This is a genomic window from Rhodanobacter aciditrophus (assembly GCF_042679525.1).
In the GTDB taxonomy this organism is placed as follows: Bacteria; Pseudomonadota; Gammaproteobacteria; order Pseudomonadales; family Marinomonadaceae; genus Marinomonas; species Marinomonas aciditrophus.
The window spans coordinates 66,587-87,731 of sequence record NZ_JBHTMN010000007.1 but is presented as its reverse complement, the minus strand read 5'-3'; the positions used below and the strand labels follow the sequence as shown (position 1 = coordinate 87,731).

General features: G+C 47.6%; 18 protein-coding genes. 10 read left to right on the top strand and 8 right to left on the bottom strand.

Annotated features, from left to right (window positions below):
- Positions 1-36 precede the first annotated feature (36 nt).
- Complete coding sequence (locus tag ACFQ45_RS05785; RefSeq protein ID WP_377366045.1) at positions 37-651, bottom strand: LysE family translocator; 615 nt, start codon at positions 649-651, stop codon at positions 37-39.
- A 77-nt stretch (positions 652-728) separates the two neighbouring features.
- Positions 729-1,658, bottom strand: a complete 930-nt coding sequence (locus tag ACFQ45_RS05780; RefSeq protein ID WP_377366044.1) for a LysR family transcriptional regulator — start codon at positions 1,656-1,658, stop codon at positions 729-731.
- A 146-nt stretch (positions 1,659-1,804) separates the two neighbouring features.
- Here ACFQ45_RS05780 and ACFQ45_RS05775 point away from each other — a divergent pair, with 146 nt between their 5' ends.
- The 6 genes from ACFQ45_RS05775 (at position 1,805) to ACFQ45_RS05750 (ending at position 9,860) form a co-directional block, all read left to right on the top strand.
- On the top strand, positions 1,805-3,427 hold the full coding sequence (locus ACFQ45_RS05775) for an NAD(P)/FAD-dependent oxidoreductase (RefSeq protein WP_377366043.1): 1,623 nt from the start codon (positions 1,805-1,807) through the stop codon (positions 3,425-3,427).
- A 3-nt stretch (positions 3,428-3,430) separates the two neighbouring features.
- Positions 3,431-4,153, top strand: a complete 723-nt coding sequence (locus ACFQ45_RS05770; RefSeq protein ID WP_377366042.1) for a TrmH family RNA methyltransferase — start codon at positions 3,431-3,433, stop codon at positions 4,151-4,153.
- A gap of 233 nt (positions 4,154-4,386) precedes the next feature.
- Complete coding sequence (locus ACFQ45_RS05765; RefSeq protein ID WP_377366041.1) at positions 4,387-6,153, top strand: sensor domain-containing diguanylate cyclase; 1,767 nt, start codon at positions 4,387-4,389, stop codon at positions 6,151-6,153.
- Between the two features lie 87 nt (positions 6,154-6,240).
- Positions 6,241-6,813 carry a TetR/AcrR family transcriptional regulator gene (locus ACFQ45_RS05760; protein ID WP_377366040.1) on the top strand — a complete coding sequence of 191 codons (573 nt, stop codon included), beginning with the start codon at positions 6,241-6,243 and terminating at the stop codon, positions 6,811-6,813.
- Positions 6,814-6,931: 118 nt separating this feature from the next.
- On the top strand, positions 6,932-7,969 hold the full coding sequence (dctP, locus tag ACFQ45_RS05755; RefSeq protein WP_377366039.1) for a TRAP transporter substrate-binding protein DctP: 1,038 nt from the start codon (positions 6,932-6,934) through the stop codon (positions 7,967-7,969).
- 232 nt (positions 7,970-8,201) lie between these two features.
- The gene (locus ACFQ45_RS05750) at positions 8,202-9,860 is read left to right on the top strand and encodes a SulP family inorganic anion transporter (RefSeq protein WP_377366038.1); all 1,659 of its coding nucleotides are present in this window, start codon (positions 8,202-8,204) and stop codon (positions 9,858-9,860) included.
- Between the two features lie 128 nt (positions 9,861-9,988).
- Here ACFQ45_RS05750 and ACFQ45_RS05745 read toward each other — a convergent pair whose 3' ends face one another.
- The 5 genes from ACFQ45_RS05745 to ACFQ45_RS05725 form a co-directional block, all read right to left on the bottom strand.
- Positions 9,989-10,822 carry an ABC transporter permease gene (locus ACFQ45_RS05745; protein WP_377366036.1) on the bottom strand — a complete coding sequence of 278 codons (834 nt, stop codon included), beginning with the start codon at positions 10,820-10,822 and terminating at the stop codon, positions 9,989-9,991.
- A gap of 10 nt (positions 10,823-10,832) precedes the next feature.
- Positions 10,833-11,909, bottom strand: a complete 1,077-nt coding sequence (locus tag ACFQ45_RS05740) for an extracellular solute-binding protein (RefSeq protein ID WP_377366035.1) — start codon at positions 11,907-11,909, stop codon at positions 10,833-10,835.
- A gap of 15 nt (positions 11,910-11,924) precedes the next feature.
- Positions 11,925-12,941 (bottom strand): ABC transporter ATP-binding protein, encoded by a 1,017-nt coding sequence (locus ACFQ45_RS05735; RefSeq protein ID WP_377366033.1) that lies wholly within the window; start codon positions 12,939-12,941, stop codon positions 11,925-11,927.
- A complete protein-coding gene (locus ACFQ45_RS05730; protein WP_377366032.1) occupies positions 12,938-13,717 on the bottom strand; it encodes an ABC transporter permease in 780 nt (259 codons plus the stop codon). The genes ACFQ45_RS05735 and ACFQ45_RS05730 overlap by 4 nt, the downstream gene beginning before the upstream one ends.
- An 81-nt stretch (positions 13,718-13,798) precedes the next feature.
- The gene (locus ACFQ45_RS05725; RefSeq protein WP_377366031.1) at positions 13,799-14,452 is read right to left on the bottom strand and encodes a TIGR00725 family protein; all 654 of its coding nucleotides are present in this window, start codon (positions 14,450-14,452) and stop codon (positions 13,799-13,801) included.
- Positions 14,453-14,549: 97 nt separating this feature from the next.
- On the opposite strand from ACFQ45_RS05725, the gene ACFQ45_RS05720 reads away from it, so the two are divergent.
- From ACFQ45_RS05720 to ACFQ45_RS05710, 3 genes are all read left to right on the top strand, one after another.
- Positions 14,550-15,311, top strand: a complete 762-nt coding sequence (locus ACFQ45_RS05720) for a DeoR/GlpR family DNA-binding transcription regulator (RefSeq protein WP_377366030.1) — start codon at positions 14,550-14,552, stop codon at positions 15,309-15,311.
- A 179-nt stretch (positions 15,312-15,490) separates the two neighbouring features.
- Positions 15,491-15,781, top strand: coding sequence for a helix-turn-helix domain-containing protein (locus ACFQ45_RS05715; RefSeq protein ID WP_377366028.1), 291 nt, complete (start codon positions 15,491-15,493; stop codon positions 15,779-15,781).
- 279 nt (positions 15,782-16,060) lie between these two features.
- Complete coding sequence (locus ACFQ45_RS05710) at positions 16,061-19,201, top strand: DUF3427 domain-containing protein (RefSeq protein ID WP_377366027.1); 3,141 nt, start codon at positions 16,061-16,063, stop codon at positions 19,199-19,201.
- Positions 19,202-19,245: 44 nt separating this feature from the next.
- Here the strand turns inward: ACFQ45_RS05710 and ACFQ45_RS05705 are convergent, their stop codons facing one another.
- Positions 19,246-20,112 carry a YicC/YloC family endoribonuclease gene (locus tag ACFQ45_RS05705; protein ID WP_377366026.1) on the bottom strand — a complete coding sequence of 289 codons (867 nt, stop codon included), beginning with the start codon at positions 20,110-20,112 and terminating at the stop codon, positions 19,246-19,248.
- A 190-nt stretch (positions 20,113-20,302) separates the two neighbouring features.
- On the opposite strand from ACFQ45_RS05705, the gene rph reads away from it, so the two are divergent.
- Positions 20,303-21,034, top strand: a complete 732-nt coding sequence (gene rph / locus ACFQ45_RS05700; protein WP_377366025.1) for a ribonuclease PH — start codon at positions 20,303-20,305, stop codon at positions 21,032-21,034.
- The last annotated feature ends 111 nt before the right edge of the window (positions 21,035-21,145 follow it).

The following is a 21,145-nucleotide window of genomic DNA, read 5'->3' as shown; positions in this document are numbered from 1 at the left end:
CCTTTCGGCAGCGGATCAGCAAAGGCACAGAGCGTATTAGACGGATAGAACAATTTTCCCTGCTAGGGCGATCAAGACTAAGCCCGATAGCCGATCAATCCAGACGGCGTTGTGGCGCAGTTTGTCTAATAGACGAGCGTTAGACAGCATAAGGGTGATGAGTGTGTACCACAGACCATCGACCACGAACGGGGTGGCAACGATCAACATTTTACCTTCTAGCCCATGAACTGCCGCCACGAAAGGGCTAAACAAGGCGGCAAAAAATAAGGCGATTTTAGGGCTTAAAAGGGAGATCAATAGGCCTTCTTTAGCGGACTTTAATGGGGTGACGGGCTCCCCTGCATTGAGCTTTGCGGCAATGCCTCCTGTGGAGCGGAGAGCGCCTAGCCCCAAATAGAGTAAATACGCCGCCCCAGCGTAGCTGATGAGATTAAACAACCAAGGTAACTGGTGGAAAATCACCGCTAGCCCCAGCATGGAAATCAAGGCATAGACACCAATACCGAAGGCGTGGGCCCACGCAGCAGCAAAGCCATTGATCTTGCCGCCAGCAAGACTGTGTTTGGTCACAGTGATCAAACTAGGGCCGGGTGACATGGCGCCCAGCAAACAGATGGTAAATAGGGATAGCCAAAGGGAAAGCGTCATAACATGGGTCTCCAAAAGTATTGAAGGCACTATAACGATGGCGCGATATTAATTGAAATCATGATTTATCAAGATGGCTATAACTTTAAATCATAACCAATGGAATACTCAGATTGCGTCATGGCATTGAGTACCACAGAGCGCGCCCATTGGTGTGACGGAGTTTGGTCATAGCGCTCGTGCCATATGAGCCAATAGCGATAACAAGGAGTCTTCACCGGCAAGGGTTTATAAACCAATGGAAACTGCCGAGCAAAATTACGGGCAATGTGTTCTGGTGTGACCATCAACAGGTTATGTTTACACAGGGGCGGAGTGGCAGCATAGAAGAAGGGCACATTGAGTACCACTCGCCGTTGCTGTCCCAGCTCTCGCAAGGCGGTATCCACATAGCTGTCTTTGTCTCCGCCGCCGATGACCTTGATATGGCCATATTGGAGTAAGTCCTCTACGGTCAGTTGATCTTTGCTGGCGAGGGGGTGTTGGGCACCCATAATACAGACAGGGAAGTCTTCGCCAATTTGCTCGGAACACAAACCTTGGGGCTTTTCTTGAGACATGCTGGAAGCCAAATGAATGTCACTAGTGGCCAATTCATCAATCAGTTGTGGGTTCCATAGGCGGTAGCTGAGGGTAGCGCTGGGCGCTTGTTCTGCGAACGCATCAATAATATGGGGCAAGATGTATTGGGCCACATAATCACTGGAAGAGAGGACAAATTCTTCTTGCCAGCGCAGAGGATCAAAGGCAGCGTCAAACAATAGGTCATCTAACCCGAGAAACCAGTTTTCTAACTTGGCCTGCAGTTGCAGGGCTTTGGGGGTGGGGAGCAAAGTGTTGCCGTCCCGAACCAATAATGGATCATCGAACAATTGCCGCAGCTGACTTAGATGTCGGCTGGCCGCAGATTGAGTGATGTGGAGTTTTTCCGCTGCATGGCTGACATGACGCTCTTCTAGCAAGACCTGAAGGGATCGCATCAGATTCAGATTGACGTGTTTGGCCATGCTCAACCTCAGTTCATGATTGGGAGCACCAAGATACCAGCTTTTACCTGAATCAGACCATGTTAATTCACTGACTTATGGCCTCCGCCAACGTATAATCATGTCTTCATTTTATCTTTTGCCGAGTCAATCGGCCGGGACCCTTCATGATACGTTTATCCGAACTTTCCTTACCTCTTGATCATCCAGAAGACGCTTTGCGCGATGCCATCGTGCAGCGTTTGAATTTGGTGGACGAAAACCTGCTGGATTTCTTTGTGTTTAAGCGCAGTTATGACGCTCGCAAGAAAAACACCGAAATCACATTCGTGTACATCATTCATTTACACACCAGTGATGATGACGCTGTATTGGCGCGATTTGAGGATGACGTTCATGTGAAGGCCGCCCCAGACATTGACTATCATCCCGTGGCGCAAGCACCGGCGGACCTTATGGAGCGTCCGATCGTGATTGGCTTTGGTCCCTGTGGTTTGTTTGCAGCACTGACATTGGCGCAGATGGGGTTTAAACCGATCGTATTAGAGCGTGGTCGCAATGTTCGACAGCGTACCAAGGACACTTGGGGCTTATGGCGTAATCATAAGCTGAATACCGAATCGAACGTTCAGTACGGTGAAGGCGGTGCAGGCTTGTTCTCAGACGGTAAGCTTTATAGCCAAGTGAAAGACCCGAAATTTTACGGCCGTAAGGTCATGCACGAATTTGTACGCGCAGGGGCACCCAGTGAAATTCTGTACGTGAGTAAACCCCACATTGGTACCTTCCGTCTTACGGGGGTTGTAGCCAAAATGCGGGAGGAAATCATCGAGCTGGGAGGTGAGATTCGCTTTGAATCGAAAGTCACCGATCTAATGCTGGATGACCATCAGCAGGTCACGGGTGTGGGCTTGGCGGATGGTACAGAATTGCACAGCCGACATGTGGTATTAGCCCTCGGTCACAGTGCTCGAGACACCTTCCGAATGCTGCACAAAAAAGACGTATTTATTGAACCGAAGCCGTTTGCCATTGGTTTTCGTATCGAGCACCCACAGTCATTGATCGACCGTGCCCGTTTGGGTAAATATGCCGGTCACCCAGAGCTTGGGGCAGCGGATTACAAGTTAATCCACCATGCGAAAAATGGTCGTGCGGTGTATAGCTTCTGTATGTGTCCGGGGGGCACTGTGGTAGCGGCCACGTCAGAGGAAGGCCGTGTGGTGACCAATGGTATGAGTCAATACTCCCGTAACGAACGCAATGCCAACTCAGGTATCGTCGTGGGCATTAACCCAGAGCAAGATTACCCTGAGGGCGTTTTGGCTGGAGTTGAACTGCAAGAGCGTCTTGAAGAAGTAGCCTACAAGCTTGGTGGCTCAGATTACAAAGCACCTGCTCAATTGGTGGGGGATTTTATCAAGGGGCAGGCGTCGACTCAGCTTGGCGAAGTAGAGCCTTCTTACAAGCCTGGTATTCAGCTGTGTGATTTGGCGGACGCCTTACCGAGCTTTATTATCGAAGCCGTACGCGAGGCGCTGCCTGCGTTTGGTAAGAAGATCCGTGGCTTTGACCGTGACGATGCCATCCTTACGGGCATCGAAACGCGTACCTCTTCGCCGATCCGTATTACCCGTGACAATCAAACCTTACAGAGCCTGAATACCCAAGGTCTGTACCCAGCAGGCGAAGGGGCTGGTTATGCTGGCGGCATCTTGTCGGCGGGTATTGATGGCATCAAGGTAGCGGAAGCGGTGGCTCTAGATATCTTGAAGCAACAGGGCGCTTAACCCATGAAGATTGATCAGGTCAAAAAACTTCATCAGAAGAAATATCGCCAAGAGCTGGGCCATTGTCTGGTAGAAGGTGAACATCTTGTATTGGAGCTGGAGAACGCGGCGAAACACAACCCTAAATTGGCGGCCGCCAAGTTGTATGTGACGGCGCAATACGCCGATTGGTCCACGTCGTTTGAAAAGATCGAAGTCAGTGCCAAGCAAATGGCTTCTATGTCGGACACCAAAACCCCCCAAGGTATTTTAGCGGTGGTGCCCATGGATGCTATTTCCCCTGTTTCAGGGGAAGAGCTGACGGGGATTTATCTCCATGAAATTCAGGACCCAGGTAATCTAGGGACCATTTTGCGCACACTGGCTTGGTTTGGTGGTTTTCGCCTATTGCTCAGTGCGGGTAGTGTAGACCCCTTTAATCCCAAGGTGATTCGCTCGAGCATGGGAGCCTTATTTCATGTTCCTATGGAACTAGAGGTGGATATTGAGACCTTGCCCGAGCGGTTTCAAGCCATTGGCTGTTTGGACATGCAAGGAGAGCCATTAAGTGCCCCAAGCTTTAAGCAGTGTGACTGCTACATCTTTGGTAATGAAGCGCGGGGGGTGCCCCGAGATCAGCTTGGTCGCTTAAAGGCTAAAGCCTTCACCATCCCTGGGGTAGGGCTTATTGAATCCCTAAATCTAGCCACTGCTGTAAACCTCAGTGTTTACGAGCGTCAGCGCTGATCGCGCATCCTTTCTTTTAGAATCGGCCGGCCAATCATGGGCGGCCTTTTTATCCCCAAAAGTTCTGACAATTTCGCTTACACTTGTTTACATTGTCCGGTGAATAAGTGTGTTAATTTGTAAGCATTAAATGGATTAATACCTGAGTGCCCTTTAGATGTGACTTTAAAATCCATCTATTTAGCGACTAATAATACTAACAAGCAGCGGTACACGTGAAAGTTGGTGCTTAAATGAAGCGGATTTCGTTATGGGGACTGATTGTCGTTCCCTTTGCATTGCTCGCCATCCTAGGTGGCGCAACGGTTTATATATTATCTACGGTGACACTTGCCAATGTCTCCGATAATGTCGGCTGGCATTACATGCGTGAAATTGAATCACGGGTGTATGATCGGGTGACAGAATTCATGGCTCCCTTGGACACGGTCGTACAAGTCAATCGTGACGCCATCAGCTACCATCCTGAATACCTTGATGATCTTGATGTGCTGGCCGGACGCTTTTATGAGCAGGCCGTTGCATACCCTTATATGACCTTTGTGTCCTTCGCAACAGCGGATGGACGCTATGTGAACTCGACACGAGATCCATTTGGTTCGTCCCATCATGTGGCGACTAATTACACTCGTGGGCCAAACTTCTTAGATGCTTTCAACTATGATCCAGTGGATTTTGTAGGCACCCATATTGAATCTGAGCCCACTTTTAAAGGTTATGACCCGCGTACCCGCCCATTTTACCAAGATGCCTTGCAGCAAGACGGTATGACCTGGAGCGCCATTGAGCCTTACTTTGGTTATGAGTCTCTCGGCGTGGGCCTGTCTGCACCCATTTACGCCCAAGATGGCACCCTGCTAGGGGTGACCGCCACGAGCGTGGCTTTGGTGTCATTGGATAAGTTTTTGCAGTCTATTGAGCTGGTGGACGACTCCTATGTGTTTCTTGCGGAAGCCAATGGGGATCTGATTGCTACGTCACGTGATCAAGCCTTGTTCAGTGAAGAAGCGGGTGCCATGAAACGGGTATCCCTTAGTACTTATCAAGACCCATTGTTTCAATTGGCGGGCACTCAATTGGCGGAGGGGACGCGTCAAATAGAAATGGATGGGAAAGGGTACCTTTACCATGTGCGCCCAGTGCCTTTGCCCTACGGCCAGACTTGGTATGTAGGGGTGCTCATTCCTGAGTCCTACTACAAAAACATCCTATCGGATTACTCAGAAGCTTTAATGTGGATCGTATTATTGATGTTTTTGAGCATCGCCTTGGCGGGGTCTTTTGTGGCGCGCTTTATTGCACGTCCTATTCTGCAGCTTAATCAGGCGGCGACCTCCCATTCTCTTGAGCAAATCCGAAACCTGCCTCGACCCTTTAGCCGAGTGCGGGAGATTAACTCCCTAGGGCGACGCCTACAAAACATGGCATACCGTCTGTCTGACGCCATGCAAAACCTTGAGCAAAAAGTCGCCCAGCGCACCTCGGATCTTAAAGACGAAAATGAAACCCTCATGGAGCAAAGCACCACGGACGAACTGACAGGGTTATATAATCGCCGTGGCTTTAAATTGCTATCTGAACAGGCCTTGAAGCAGGCGCAAGATCAGGACCTCTCTTTGACCATGGTGTTGTGTGACATTGACCATTTTAAAATGGTTAATGACTCCCTCGGGCACAGTGTCGGTGACCAAGCCCTAGCGGTAGTGGCGAGTGTCTTGAAAGAGCATTTCCGGTCCGAGGACATCTGTGTGCGCTATGGCGGCGAAGAATTTATGCTGATCATAGTGGGCATGACCCGTGGGGATGTGATGAAACGCTTAAACCTGGTGCGCCAAGCCTTGTGTGATCATCCGGATTTACCGGAACGAAGAATCACCCTAAGCTTTGGTGTCACCCATCTAGATCCGCCTGTGGATACCCCTCTAGAAATACTGATCCAAGAAGTGGACACCAAGCTCTATCGGGCGAAACACGAAGGTCGCGATAAGATCGTTGGTTAGCGCTAACGGTCTTGGTTTTCATTTGCTTGCAGACCCAGTAGTATCCTCAGCACTGGGCATCAGCTGACGATTAAATCTGAGTAAGCAATGAGACATAGAGACGAGACGAAGAAGCAAGCACTGTATAAGGCGACCATACAAGTCGTGAAAGAAGAGGGCTTCGCCTCTGCATCGGTCAACAAGATCGCGAAACAGGCGGGGGTGGCAGCAGCGACCTTATATGTCTATTTCAGCAATAAAGATGACCTACTGGCGTCTACCTTTATGGTTTCTAAAGCCGAGCTGAGCAACTTCGTTATGCGCGACTTCAACCCTGATCAACCGCTGAAGGACAACGTACATGCTTTTTGGTCTAGGCTGTACGAATACGTGACCAGCTACCCAGATGACTACCAATATATGGACCAATTTTCCAACTCGCCTTTGATTCATCAAGTGGATACCCAAAGCTTGGAAGTGCCTTATCAAGCGTTTCACCAAGCCCTACAAGCAGGCATAGAGCAGGGCATTATTAAGAACATTCCCAAACCCATGCTGCTGTCATTTATTTTGGCCCCAGTGGTGTTTTTAGCTCGTTCTCGTCTAGGGGTGAGTGCCGACAACGCCCAACACAATATGGACCAAGCCTTTACCGTGGCGTGGGATGCCATCACCAACTAATTCCTGATTAAAATTTACTCAGTATTTACATAACTCAAAATTGTCAGGTTTAAATTTGGCTGTTATTTTAAATAAATGAACGTTCATTTATTTAAAATCAAACGATAGGAACCTTTAAATGAGTCATTGGAAAAAACCATTATTACAGTCATCCCTGTGGGCGGCATTGAGTGTGGCGAGTGTTGGTGCCATGGGCGAAGATCTAATCTATAGCGATCATCAACCATTAGGACAAATGCGAACGACCTTCCTAAAAGAAGTCTTGTTCCCGGCCATTGAACAAGAATCCAACGGCCGTCTTAACATTGACGATCATTGGAATGGAGAGCTGGCCATTGCCTATGAAGCCTTGCCGACGTTAAAAGAGGGCAAGACGGTCAACATCAGCACCATAGTGCCTGAGTACACGGCAAAAGAATTGCCCCTGTCACAAATATTTAAGAGCTACCCAACAGGGCCAAGTGGACAAGATCAGGTCACTTTATTTCGTGATATTTTTGAAAGTGTTCCCGAATTTGAGCAGGAGTTTCGTGACAACAACCTTGAGCCCATCTTCCTCAGTACCGGTTACCCAGTTGGTTTTTTTAGCACCAAACCCGTTAATGACATCAACGATATTCAAGGTCAAAAATGGCGCTCCGCGAGCTTCTGGCATTTAGATTATTTACGAGAAGCAGGGGCTGAGCCAGTTCGTACCCATTGGAGTCCTGAAATATACGATATGCTGGAAGATGGTCGCTTGGACGGTATATACGTCAATATTGACAGCGCCTATAACCTAAAGCTCCATGAGAAAGCACCTTATGCATTGGTGTCCAAAAGCATGTGGCTCGGGCATTTGTATGTGGTAGCGATGAACAAAACCGCCTACGACGCCTTAGAGCAAATTGACAAGGATGCCATCAAACGTGCCGCATCACGCGCCTACCGCCAGCAAGGGCGTAACATGGATGAAGAGTTCGATACCATGGTCAGCAAGTTGCGTGCAGAGGGGGCCGAGATCCGAATAATGACTGATGAAGAAGTAGACCAATGGGGTCGCTTGACCAACTACCCTGCCATCCAGCGTCGTTGGGCGCAGGAGCAATTAAAAGCAGGTGTCCAAAATGCAGAAGATGTTATTTATAAGGTGACTCGCGTTAAACGGGCCTTTTAAAGACAACACCCTTGTATCAGGCTCTTTTCATAAGAGCCTTTTTTTTGCCCGCATGGCTTCTTCCTCTTTTGCTATCTGGTCCTGAAAAAGCGCTAAGTTTCTGACTTCTTCAGGGTTCGTGTGGCGAATTACCGTGACTTTGTCTGCCTGAAACCGCCAGTAATATGTTATCCTTACAAGGTTTTAAGCCGTATTCTAAAAGACTCATGATCACGACCATTGGGGGGTTTCGTTGTTAGATTCTCAGCGTTTTGCCGCGTTTGATTTGAAAGGGGATGTATTTGGAGGGGTGACCACCGCAATTATCTCTTTGCCATTGGCGCTGGCGTTTGGTGTGGCTTCTGGGGCAGGGGCGGAAGCTGGCCTTTGGGGCGCGATCATGGTGGGCTTTTTTGCTGCGCTGTTTGGTGGCTCCACCACGCTAATCTCTGAACCAACCGGCCCGATGACGGTGATCATGACGGCAGTACTCACCAACATGATGGCCGAGTACCCCGAAACAGGCATGGCCATGGCCTTTACCGTGGTGATGATGGCTGGTGCTTTCCAAATGCTGTTGGGCTGGTTAAAGCTGGGTAAGTACGTCACCTTGATGCCCTATAGCGTAGTGTCTGGCTTTATGTCCGGCATTGGCGTGATCTTGATTATCTTACAGCTGTCGCCGCTGTTAGGCTTGCCCGCACCGCCGGGGGGTGTCGGTGGTACCTTGGCGGCCATCCCTGACATTCTTGCCAATATGAAGTGGAGTGAGCTGCTATTGGGGCTACTCACCCTGGGGACTCTGTTTTTCTTCCCGAAAAAATACCGTAAGTACGTTCCCGCTCAGTTGGTGGCATTGGTTGCGGTGACTTTGATCTCAGTGATTCTGTTCGATACCGATAGCATTCGCCGCATTGGCGAGATTCCTTCCGGTTTGCCTTCTTTAAATCTGCCCCACTTTAACGCTGAAATCTTCACCAAAATGGTGGTCGATGCCTTAGTGCTCGGCACCTTGGGGTGTATTGATACCTTGTTAACGGCTGTCATCGGTGACTCTTTGACCCGTGAAGAACACGACTCCGATAAGGAGCTGCGTGGCCAAGGGTTAGCCAACATGATCTCTGGTTTGTTTGGCGCTCTACCGGGTGCGGGTGCCACCATGGGCACTGTGACCAATATTCAAGTGGGAGCACGTTCTCCTGTTTCAGGGATTGTTCGTGCCTTAGTTTTGGCGCTGGTGGTCTTGATTGCAGGCGGTTTGACTGAGCCTATTCCCATGGCAGTGTTGGCCGGTATTGCTGTGTATGTGGGCTTTAATATTTTGGATTGGAGCTTCTTACAGCGTGCTCACAAGGTCAGCTTATCTGGCATGGCAATCATGTACGGGGTGATGTTATTGACGGTTTTCGTCGACTTGATCGCTGCGGTGGGGTTGGGGGTTTTCATCTCCAATATCATCATTATCGAGAAGTTGAGCCGCGAGCAAACGCGCCAAGTAAAAGCCATCAGTGACTCGGATAACAACAGTGTGCCCCTTACGGATGAAGAGCGTGCCATGCTCGACAAAGCCCAAGGCAAGGTGCTGTTTTTCTACTTGTCGGGTCCTATGATTTTCAGTGTCTCCAAAGCCATCTCGCGCCAGCACGCCAGTATTGCAGATTATGATGTGATGATCCTCGACCTCAGCGACGTCCCCATGATCGATGTTACCGTCGGCTTAGCGTTAGAAAACGCCATCAAAGATGCCAATGACGCCAACTGTGAAGTCTTCCTGTTGTGTCCTAATAAGCGCACCCGGGAGCAGTTAGACAAGTTCCAAATGATGCATCTCATCTCAGCGGGCAACGATGATTGCGCTTCTCGAGAAGAGGCTCTGCAAGCGGCACTGGATTATATCGAGACGAAGGCGTAAGCCCTCGCTTTAGAGCGTATCCCAGTTTGTATCTAAAGAGTCGGCAAATGCCGACTCTTTTTTGTCTAAAACCTTGCTGTTGTAGCTATTACAGATAGGTATCTGGTGCCAGCTGACTGCGTCAGAATTCAAGAAGGTTTTATTCCAAACTGGTATTTATGTCTGAACCATTCGGCTAATAGGGTGAAAGCAACGCATAGGGTCACCAGCAGAATTGAGAGCATGCCTACAACTGGGAAGTCAGTGCCGCCATCTGAGATTTTACTATACAGAGTAAGAGGTAAAATATTGAGCTGGGTTCCGGATAGAGCTAATGCTGTACCGTAGGCACCTAGTGCAACGGATATCATTACACAGACTGAGGTAATCATGGCAGGGTAAAGCTGTGGGAGAAATATATAGCGATAGCTTTGCCATTTTGAGGCCCCTAGGCTTTCTGAGACTTTCATTTGTTGCCAGTTAAAGTTCAGCATAACAGGCAGCAAAATAAATACAGCTCTGGGGATTAAGTAATAGCAGTACGCAATCGCAAGCCCAAAAGGTGTAAAAATCAAAGTGCCAAAACTGGCTTCTGGGATCCCTGCGTAACCCAGAAGTTGAGTCACAAAGCCTGCTCTTCCGAATGTTAAGATAAAGCCATAGGCAACGATTAGCCCGCTAAAAACCAGTGGTAAAGCAATGCCTACGCTTAACCATTGTCTTGTTAAAGGTTTGCATTGACTTAAAAATCGAGCAATACAAAGTGCCACTAATAGGGAGGTGATAGATGATGTTAGGGCAAGTATTAGGCTGCCTTGGATACTTCCGATTAGGTAGCTATCCGATATCATTCTGTTGAATGTCTCAAGAGGCGCTACAAGCGCCTCCGAGAACACAAATGCAACGGGAAAGCAGAAGAATAGGATGTAACCCAATAACCCAGGAGCGATGCTTATTAGGGTTCTCCATTGTTCGAACTTCATACGGTTTTCCCTAACGGTTTAAGACTGCTTCAGCCCATTCTTTATCAAGTTGTGGCTTTATTTTAGCGGCCGCTTTTAAATCAAGTGGTCGAATCTGTGGGGCTTTGACTAGTTTATCTTGGACAGACTTCGGTAAAGTCATATCTGTTAACACAGGGCGAACAAACCCTTCTGCGAAAATCCCTTGTCCTTTACTGGACATGACGAAGTTTAGCCATAATTTTGCTGACTCAGGGTTAGGCCCATTTTTCACCATTGAAATAGCATAGGGTGCAGCAAGGGAGGCTTCTTTAGGAATGATAACCGCAATGTCATCCCCCATCCCATCTTTAACCATGGCTTTAAGACCATCATTTTCGTAACCAATCCAAATAGGGATTTCCCCCTTAATAAACTGCGCATATGGGGTGGTTCCAACGACTCTTAGCGTATTTCCGCTAGTTTGTAGTTCTCCGAAGTATTCAGCGCCGGGAGAAATGTTGGACATGTCACCTTTCTGAGCTTCATTTGCGGCCAAGACCACTACTTGTCCTTGGCCCGTTGTGCGTGGATCTTGATAGACGATGCTATTTTTGTATTCAGGGCGCTTTAGATCGTCCCAAGAGGTTGGGATGTTTTCAACAAGCTTCTTGTTGACTAGAAAGGCGACATTTAATGTATGGATAGTAAACCACTTACCTTCTGGGTCTTTAAAAACAGAAGGGATTTTCTCAAAGTTAGTGGGTTTAAATCCTTGTAACAAATCTTTATCTTGCGCATCAATAGCAGACGCGCCGAAGTAGTATGCTGTATCAGCCTGAGGGCGGTGTTTTGATTTTTCTAGAGCGACAACAGTCGCAGCTGAGCCCAAGTCGTTATAGACGATCTCCATGCCCGGGTAACGTTGTTTGAACGCACTGAACATGTTCCCCCAGTTGGCCCAAGTTGGCCCAGTATCAAAGGAAACCACAATCCCTTCTTTAATGGCCTTATCATATTGAGCTTGCTCTCCAGAGTACAACTCAGGACCAGTCAGTGATTGAGCCGCACCGCAAAGGGGAGCTAACATGATTAGAGTCGCGGTTAGCGCCGATTTAAAAGATTTCATTGAAACTCTCCGTCGTTAAATGATGTGAATCGATTCCGCCGGAATGGCGATTTGAGTAATAGGAGCTGCTAAAGGTTGGCTATAAACAACTAAGGATTGGCCGCATACATTTAGCTGATATGCCATCGTGTGACCCAGAAACTGCTGGTGTTCAATCGCTCTAACAGATAATCGATTAATGGTGGCTTCTGCCGGGGAACAAAGAATACTTTCTGGACGGATGACAAGCGTAACTGGTTGATTTGGAGTTAATTTATCTTGATGTGATTGAATGTCTCCTAATGCTGTCTTGATAATGCCTTTGCTGACCGCGATGCCGGGGATAACGTTTGCACGACCAACAAAACGAGCTACTTCAACTGAGGCTGGGCTGTTGTAAACATCTATAGGTGAACCGCATTGTTGGATTCTGCCTTGTTCCATTACCGCCACTTGATCGGCCATCGTCATTGCCTCCTCTTGATCATGTGTGATGAGGAAGGTTGTTATATTGAGTGCTTTTTGGATTTTGGTTATTTCTTCACGCATTTCGTGTCGTAGAGAAGCGTCAAGAGCTGATAGGGGTTCATCTAAGAGCAGCGCCTGAGGCTCAAAAACCAATGCCCTGGCCAATGCTACTCGCTGTTTTTGACCTCCTGAGAGCTCATGAGGTAAATGACTTTCTAATCCAGAAAGCCCCACTAGCTCTATCATAGTAAGTGCTTTTTGACGCGCATTTGGGGTGTTATTGATCTTAAGCGGATACATTACGTTCTTGAAAACGTTGTAATGGGGGAATAGGGAATAGTCCTGAAAAACGATGCCTAGCTTTCTTCTCGAGCAAGGTGTGTGAGCTTGGTCTTTCCCGTGAATAATTATTTGCCCAGAATGCGGCTGCTCAAATCCAGCTAGAAGCTTTAATAAAGTAGATTTTCCGCAACCGCTTTTGCCGAGTATTGCCAATAGCTCCCCGCTTTTAATTGATAACGAAATATCGTGAACACCAACATCAGTATTTGGGTAGTTAAAAGAAACAGAGCGGAATTCAATCATTGGAGGCGCCCTTTAGAGTGTGACCAATTCAGAAAGTTGGAAGTTAAAGAGATGAACGTTGCCAATAAGAGCAGAATGATTGTTGCCGCGCATGCGAGCCCTGTTGCACCATAGAATGCCTGAAGTAACAGCGTAGGGTATGTGCGATTCATAAAGCCGGCGATTAAGTTACTAAGTTGAAATTCCCCAAGCGAAATCGCGGCAACGGTTAGGAGTCCGGTTAGTATGGATTGCGACGCAAGTGGCAGAAACACAGTAACAAAACGTTTTAAAGCGCTCGCGCCGAAGGATTGCGCTACTCGATCTAGTGTTTTTAAGGGAGATTTTTCTATATCTGCCGAAAGGCTGAAGAAAAAATAGGGGAACGTAAGAACCCAATGCCCAATGATTAATAACCAGGTGCTGCCTAACCAAGGTAAGGTGCTAGAGCTGAATGCGAGGATAAAGCCGAAGCCAATCACAAGCTCTGGTACGGCAATGGGCATTAGGGCTGATATACGAAACAGCGATTTTATCCAAGAGGCATTTAATAGTTGTAGTGTGTAGACCAAAGGTGCAACAACGAGCAGATTCACTAGGCAAACGGTTACACAAACTTGAAGGCTCATTAGCAAAGCGTTTCGATACGAAGTCGAATGCAATAGCTCTAAATACCAATCTAAAGTAAACCCTTTTGGCAGAAGGGTATTCATCCAGCTTTGGCCAAATGAACCCACAGCCAAAAGGAAGATGGGCAAAAGTAGGTAAATTATGTAGAGATACGTAATTTTCTTCATGACTAAAAACGATCAAATTGATTTATATTGATCGTGTTCTTTTAGTGTTACGTCTTCGTGACGTATCGATGAATAAAATATTTACGGCATAGAGGGAACGCTGAAGGAGCGTTGATCAAATAGCTGGTTAACGACTTGCTCTACAATCTCCTCAATATTTAGATGATATTGAACGCCTTCAATATGTGGGGCCTCGGCTGTGGCAAAAACTGCTTTTCCATAATGGAGGCCATACGCCATTTCTGTGGTGGTACCGTATCCACCTCCTACTGCGATCAAGCTGAAGGCCGCTTGGGCAATAAGTGAGTTGCGCGCAGCACCCAAATTAGTAGCGATAGGCACCGTTAAGTAAGGGTTTGCTTCATGCCAGTGCTCACCAGGGAGCAGCCCGATCGATTGGCCTTTTCCCTTGAATACCCCCTTGCAAACGGCCTCCATAACACCATTTCTTCCACCACAAATTACTGTTAGCCCCAGAGTTGCAAGGTTTTCTCCTAGAGACTCCGCTACTTGGTATTGTTTGTCAGTGGCGTCTTTTGGTCCGATCACCCCAACTGGTGGCATTTGAGCTTCATTAGGGGACTGGCGAATAAGCTTGAGTATCTCATAGTGGTTATGACACTGAGTCAGCGTAGTTGCTAATGGGCTGTCTGAATTGATCAAACGAATAAGTGTTGGGTTATTGTTGCAAAGCAGATGGTTTGTTTTTGGTTCAATAGAATATAGAGTGTTCATATTAGTGTTATGGCTCTTAATCAGAATAAATCAGAATGGTAGTTTGGTTCTTTAATTTGATCGTAACTGCTCATTATGACAATTTGGAGATCGTCATTTGTCTCAAGTTCGACACCAAAAACTATTAGAAATAGTGCGCCAGCAGGGCTATGCCTCAATTGAATTTTTAGCGGCTCAGTTAAGTTGCTCTCAGCCGACCATTCGCCGAGATCTTAAAAAGTTGTGCGAGGATAATTTGTTACAGCGCTTTCATGGTGGTGTTACTGAAGCGGATAACAATGTGCGCTTGGGATACCGGTTTAAGTCAGAAATTATGAATGATGCTAAATCACGTATTGCTGCGACGGCGATTCAATACATGGATAGAGTGGAGAGTTGTTTCATTGACATCGGAACCACTTGTGATCAGGTCGCTTCAGCAATGGCCGTTTTAGAAAGGCGTCAAATCATTACTCATAATCTATCTGCTGCCATGACCTTTGCGGCGTTGGGTAGCAAACATAATGTCATTGTGACCGGGGGAACGTTGCACGGCGCGGATGGCTCTTTGACCGGTGTGAAAACGTGTGAGGAGATTAAAGGCTATTTTGCAGATATTGCGTTGATTGGAGCGTCCGGTCTGGATGAGTCTGGAGCAGTACTGGATTACGACGTTGAAAAAGTTGCGGTTAAAAAGGCGATGATGTCATCTGCAGCATGTCGCATTCTATTACTTGATTCATCTAAGTTTCGTAAACGCGGTGCGCTTAAAATAGCCAATTTATCAGAGTTTGATCTATGCATTACAGACGTATCTCCTGAACCAGCCTATGAAACACTGTTCCAACAATCTGGTACAAAGCTGATTATTGCCCAATGATGCATTTTTATTGACCACTCATTGAATTATCAATGGCTCATTTCTTAGATATGAGCCATGAATAACCCTAATTTACCTGTCTCGTCTGGCGCAAAGCATCAGTGCTTAGCATTCTTCTTGAATCATGTAGTAATTATCCTGATTCATTTTGGATATTATTGTGTCTATTTTGGTTTTGTATGAACTTTTCAATTTTAGATGATACGGATGTAAGCCAAGCTTTTGCTACTTATCTGCGAGGCTTACGAAAACAAGAGAAGCTATCGCGAGAGGCGCTGGCCCAGCGTAGTTGTGTACCGGCTTCGACAATTAAAAAGTTTGAACTCACCGGACAAATTTCATTTCGCCAACTGCTTCTTTTATGGCAATCGCTGGATTCGCTCGATAGGCTTTATCATCTAACGCAAGCTAACCTTGATCGTTCTGCTTTACCTACCAGCATAGATGAGGTGCTTAAAGATGAGCTTTAATTCCATCCAAAAGTTGAATGTGGGGCGCACTCTCTCAACGGGCGCACTCTCTCAACGGGCGAAATTGTGTCGGTGGGCGTGTTAGCGCAAAACCGCCAAGGTGTCTTTTGGGCCAAAGAGAAAGCCCATCTGCCGCTGACCAAATCAATGATTACAGCGATTGATACGCACTTACGAAGCATACCGCTGTATTGGTAAAAGTGGGACTGTATTCCCGGTTTCGGCTGAGATATGGGAATATAGTGACATTATTGATTGAATAGGCGTTAAAGGGATTTTATGCAGCAGTCGGGTATTTACGAGCAGTTGATTACACAACTGGTTGAAAAGCGTCTGGATCGTGAGCGTTTTTATGTGGGCGAGCGAATACTCACTAGTAACGAAGCCTCGCTGTGGCTGTCGCGTTTTCTGTCGAATATTCTCGAATATGCTATCGGGTCTGTACCGAATGGAGATGGAAAGCTGCAGCAGCAAATCGCGCTATCCAATGAACTGTTACTTTGGCTTAAAGAGCGTTTACAGGATGATAGCCTGATCGAAGAGAACCTAATCAATAGCCAAGGTAAAATCCTAACGGCTTTATATGAACTGGAAAACCCTGTTGCAGCCAATCTTAAGCAGTATGTTGAAGACATTTTCCCGTTAACCGGCCTTACTCAAAGCGAGCTGTTTTGCGGTAGCAATGCTGGACTGTCACTAGAGTCTGAGCTAAAACGCGAAATCTTATCCGCAGATAAAATTTACTGGCTGGTGTCGTTCATCAAATGGGCCGGTATTCGCATCTTTCGCAAAGAGCTGGAAGCGTTTACCGCAAGTGGCCGTGAGCTAAAGGTCATCACCACGTCTTACATGGGCGCTACCGATGCTAAGGCGGTGGAGTATTTAGCGAGCTTACCTAATACAGAAGTGAAGCTTAGCTACAACACCGAGCGTGAACGTTTGCACGCCAAGAGCTATTTATTCTTACGCAATACGGGCTATCACACGGGCTATATTGGCTCTTCTAATCTGTCTCACTCGGCGCTCACTAACGGCCTTGAGTGGAATTTGAAAATCACTTCCCAAGAAATTCCTCATATAATTGATAAGTCGCTCAGCACCTTTGAGACCTATTGGGCATCGAATGAATTTGAGCGCTTTGATGGCGATGCCAGCAGTACGGAAAAGCTGAACCGTGCCTTGCGACAACAGCGCGGTAGTGACGAGCAAAGCGCGGCGCATTTCTTTGATATCACACCGTTTCCCCATCAGAGCGAAATCTTGGAGCAGCTTGCCGTTGAGCGTCTTCTGCATCAGCGCTTTCGCAATCTGGTTGTCGCCGCGACCGGTACAGGAAAAACATTGATCTCGGCGTTTGATTTCGCGCGTTTTTTAAAGGACAAACCAAACGCGACCTTTTTGTTTGTGGCGCACCGAGAAGAGATTCTAAAGCAAGCTCGTTCGGCGTATCGAGGCGTGCTTCGCGATGGCTCGTTTGGAGAACTATGGGTTGGCAGCCACGCTCCTGCTCATTATCGTCAGCTGTTTGTATCCATTCAAACGCTGAATAATCAGTTAGAACAGTTCAACCTGACGCCTGATTACTACGATTACATCGTCATTGATGAAGTTCATCACATTAAAGCAAATAGCTATCGAGCGGTATTAGCGTACTTTCAGCCGAGCCTTTTACTCGGTTTGACCGCAACGCCCGAACGTCACGATGGTGGCGATATCTTAGCGGATTTTGGTGGTGTGATCGCAGCTGAAATTCGTTTGCCGGAAGCGATTAATCGCCGCCATTTATCGCCATTCCAGTATTTTGGTATCGATGATGATACGGACTTACGCAAGGTTGCATGGAGCCGTGGACGTTATGACATCGGGCAACTGACTAACCTATATACTCATAATCAAGCTCGTGTTGATAAGATCGTGCTAAGTTTGCAGGAGATCGTAACCGATATCAGCCAAATGAAGGCTTTAGCATTCTGTGTCAGTCGTGAACACGCGGACTACATGACCAAGCAATTTCTCCTAAAGGGTATTAAGGCGGATATTTTAACCAGTGAGAACAGCGATCAGCGTCAGCAGAAGCAACAGGTCTTACGAAGTGGCCAAATCAATGTACTGTGCGTGGTTGATATCTTCAATGAAGGCGTCGATATTCCCGAAGTCGATACCTTGTTGTTTTTACGTCCTACAGAAAGTCTCACGATTTTCTTGCAACAACTCGGTCGAGGTCTGCGCTTGGCGGAAGGCAAAGAGTGTTGCACTGTGTTGGATTTCGTTGGTAATTCCAAACCAGAGTATGATTTTGCTAATAAATTCAGAGCGTTAGTAGGGCGAAGTCCGAAAGCAATCAGTGATGAAATCAAGCAAGGTTTTCCTCATGCACCGCTGGGCTGTCGTATTGAACTGAGTAAACGCACTCAGGAAATGGTGCTCAGTAATATTCGCCAAGCAACACTGACTAATAGCCGCCTGACGGCTATGATTCGCCAATTCCCACAGCATTCTACGGAACCTTTGACGCTGACGAACTTTATCGCACAGCATCCACACATTGACTTAAATGAATTGTACAAACGTGGCAGTTGGGCGGAGTTAGTGGCGAGCGCCAAAGATGAAGTCAAAGAGAATGCGCGAATAGACGATGCCTTTAAAATAGTGCGCAAAGCAATTCATAATCGCATTCTCACCTGTGACGATCATAGCTATTTAAACTTTCTTGGGCAGCTTTGTGAGACTGACTTCGCTGATGTTCACGTCAACGATCGCCGTGCGGCGATGTGTCATTATGACTTCTGGCAAAAGCCGGGTCCCGACGCAGGTTTTGCGTCGTTAGCGCAGAGTATTAAGCAGCTCAGCCACCTAGGTGTAGCACAGGAACTTGCTGATGTTATTCGCTGGCAACTTGCACGGATCAAACACGAATTATTGGAAATGTGTGGCCTACCAGATGTTCCTCTTAAAGTGCATGCCCGCTATGCAAGAGAGCAGATATTAGCGGCATTTGGTGCAACTACATTTGATAGACAACCGCCAGCACGAGAAGGTGTTTTTGTCATCGCAGAACAAAATATCGAACTGTTGTTTGTTACCTTAGATAAGAACGAAAAACAGTTTTCACCGACGACTATGTACCATGACTATGCGATCAACGAGCAGTTGTTTCATTGGCAATCACAGAACAGCGCACGACCTGACCGCGGTCGAGGAAAGGACTACGTAAATCATCGAGTAATCGGTAAACGCCTGTTTCTATTTGTCCGAGAGCAAACCAAGGATGAATATGGCCGCACCATGGGCTTCGTGAACTATGGAGAAGTGGAATATGTGTCGCACACCGGCTCACAACCGATGAGCATTACATGGCAGTTGAACACGCCGATACCAAACTTTATGTGGCAACAGGCAGCGAAGCTGGCGGTGGGGTAGATTGGATCAAGTGGATAGCATCGCTATCCACTGACTAATCGAAATTACTCAATATTCTGAATCTGCTCTCTCATTTGCTCAATCAAGACCTTCAATTCCACTGCGCTATTGGTTGTCTCCACCACAATCGATTTAGACGATAGCGTATTTGCTTCGCGGTTGAGTTCTTGCATTAGGAAGTCTAGGCGGCGGCCGATGGGGCCTTTTTCTTTAAGCTGGCGGCGCACTTCTTTGGTGTGTGTGGCTAGGCGATCCACTTCTTCGGCCACGTCGGCTTTTTGCGCCAGCATGACGATTTCCGCTTCCACTCGCATGGGGTCGAGTTCGACTTGTGCGGCTTCGAGTTTTTCCAGTAGGTTTTGTTTTTGCGCGGCGATGATGGTCGGCAGTTTTTCTTTTACGTCCGCGACGATGGCGTCGATGCTGTCGAGGCGTTCTTCGATGATGACGTTCAGTTGTTGGCCTTCCCGTTTACGCACTTCGATCATTTCATCCAGTGCTTTGTTAAACAAGGCTACGACGGCCTTTTTCATTTCATCAGCATCGGCACTGTCGTCGCTTAAGATGCCCGGCCATTGCAGGATTTGCAGTGGTGAAGGGGTCTTGATGCCATCGAACCATGTGCCTAGCTCTTTCACGGCGTTCGCAAGAGCTTGGGCGTTTTCAGCGTTGATGTTTAGGCCTTTGGCGGCAGTGTCTTCGGCGTAGAAGCGCAGTTGGCATTCTACTTTACCGCGGTTGAGCTTTTTACGTAGGGTGTCACGGAAGCTGAATTCAAGCTCGCGGAATTGCTCAGGCAGGCGAAAGTGTGGCTCAAGGTAGCGTTGGTTTACGGAGCGGATTTCCCAGCTGATGGTGCCCCAATCGTACACGGCTTCTTGGCGTGAAAAGGCGGTCATACTCGCAGTCATAGAGATTCCTAGCGGCTTAAATGAAACATGGCGCTAGTGTACCGCAAGTGGGATTGCTGCGTCAGGACACTCTGTGGTTTTTGTGACATCTGGGCCTTTTTCATTTTTTGCACCAAGATGGGAAGGCAATCTGGGCTAGGTTCGTTATAATTGCGGCCATTCAAATAGTAAAACAACAGAGAGTTTGTATATGCGTCCAAGTGGTAGAGCGGCAGATCAATTACGTCCGATGAAATTTACTCGTAACTTTACTAAGCATGCGGAAGGTTCCGTGCTGGTGGAGTGCGGTGATACGAAAGTGATTTGTACTGCGTCTGTCGTCCCTGGTGTGCCGCGTTTCTTAAAAGGCAAAGGACAAGGTTGGATTACGGCTGAATACGGCATGTTGCCACGTTCTACCCACAGTCGTGTGGATCGCGAAGCGGCACGTGGTAAACAAACTGGCCGTACGGTGGAGATTCAGCGTTTGATTGGTCGTTCTTTGCGTGCGGCGATTGACCTGAAAAAGCTGGGTGAAAACACTATCACCATTGACTGTGATGTGATTCAAGCGGACGGCGGTACTCGAACTGCGTCCATTTCTGGTGGTTTTGTGGCCTTGGCGGATGCGGTGGCGAAGCTGGTGGCGAACAAGAAGATCAAAGAGAACCCAATCGTGTCTCAGATCGCTGCCATCTCTGTTGGCGTTTATAAAGGTACGCCTGTGTTGGATTTGGATTACCCAGAAGACTCCAGTGCTGAAACGGATATGAACGTGATCATGAACGACAAAGGTGGCTTCATCGAGATTCAAGGCACCGCAGAAGGCGAAGCCTTTAGTGATGAGCACATGGTCGGCATGTTGGCAGTGGCTCGTAAAGGCATCAGCGAGATCATTGAGCTTCAGCGCAAGGCATTGTTTGAAGACAAAGAGTCGGCTTAAGCCGGAGAGAATCAGTTTATAGGGTTTTACAAAGGGAGCTGCGGCTCCCTTTTTTGCGCCTAAAGTAGTCTACGTGAGCGCAAATGTCATTGTTATCGGCGGTTATCGTTC